The organism is Frankia sp. CcWB3 (assembly GCF_977927595.1).
Window position 1 is genome coordinate 1 of record NZ_CDWRCK010000018.1, and the last position, 1,138, is coordinate 1,138.

The following is a 1,138-nucleotide window of genomic DNA, read 5'->3' on the forward strand; positions in this document are numbered from 1 at the left end:
CCCGCAACGCCTTCGGCTACCGCAACCCCGAAAACCAGCGGCTACGAACACGCTGCGCAACCACCCGCCGAGCCCGCAGATGCCTCAAACCCGCTTAACTTCGAAGAGCCACTATAGAGCCGCCAAGGTGATCCGAGACACACAGGCAACATCACTGGACAGAGACGAGCCGGCAAGAGAACGACCGATCCGACGATCTCAGCGACCTCGGTGATCATGACACCCGTAGAAACGGAGCCTTGCCCACGTAACCGGGCATACCCACTATGAGGGGGCGCCTCCCCGGGAAACGCCCCGCCAGCTCAGCTGAACGCCGGTTCAGCGTCGAGCGCCCGGACATCCTCCGGCACGTCGACACCACCCACCAACGCCTCGTTGACTTCACGTACTCGAGCCAGTTCTGCCTCGAGCTCCGCTACACGGGCACGAAGCCGACGCACCTCGTAAGAGAGACGCAAGTCGCCGCCGGAACCGACGTGGCCAAAAAGGGCCTTCGCCATAGTGATGGTCCTCCACGATGAGTGACCTAGTGGGTGTCAGACAGCACAAGATCCGAACAGATCAGAGTGCGCCCCAAACAATGACTCCAGGCTCCCACGTCGAGTGACCGAAAGTCAAGAGCATGCCACATGCTCCCGAGCCGGTCCGGTGAACATGTAAAAAGCGGACGGTCATCCCCACGACAGTTCCGACAACACAGCGTCTGCAACCAGTCACTTTCGCCGGAAGTCGGTCAGATCGCTCTGCGCCACCTGCCACACAGCCTCCACCCTGTCCGTCCGCCCAGGGGTGTGACCCGTCATCAACAAGTGCAGAAGGTCACGACAGGCCGGCTCCGGCCCTTCCGCAACCACCTCGACCGCCCCGTCCGGGAGGTTGGTGGCGGATCCGACCAGGCCCAGGCGCCGGCCCCGGATACGCACGTAGTCACGAAAGCCGACGCCCTGGACAAGGCCGGCGACCCGGGCAGTGAATCGGACCACGGCGTGTCCGGACTCCCTCTGCTCCGCGGATACATCGCTCATCAGCACGGTAGGGTACTGGCCATTGTGGATACCACATACTTCCCAGACATGGCAGGCTGACCGAGAGGGACACGGCGGCAGGATGATCATCGACTGGAACGGCCGGACCGGCC

General features: G+C 63.1%; 2 protein-coding genes. Both read right to left on the reverse strand.

Annotated features, from left to right (window positions below; genetic code table 11):
- Positions 1-302 precede the first annotated feature (302 nt).
- On the reverse strand, positions 303-500 hold the full coding sequence (locus ACY5KJ_RS02910; protein ID WP_462202741.1) for a hypothetical protein: 198 nt from the start codon (positions 498-500) through the stop codon (positions 303-305).
- Positions 501-713: 213 nt separating this feature from the next.
- Positions 714-1,025 carry an acylphosphatase gene (locus ACY5KJ_RS02915; protein WP_462186105.1) on the reverse strand — a complete coding sequence of 104 codons (312 nt, stop codon included), beginning with the start codon at positions 1,023-1,025 and terminating at the stop codon, positions 714-716.
- Between the last annotated feature and the right edge of the window lie 113 nt (positions 1,026-1,138).

What these genes read in the sequence shown, in the direction of transcription:
- ACY5KJ_RS02910 (WP_462202741.1), bottom strand. Translation starts at nt 500, where the DNA reads ATGGCGAAGGCCCTTTTTGGCCACGTCGGTTCCGGCGGCGACTTGCGT.
- ACY5KJ_RS02915 (WP_462186105.1), bottom strand. Translation starts at nt 1,025, where the DNA reads ATGAGCGATGTATCCGCGGAGCAGAGGGAGTCCGGACACGCCGTGGTC.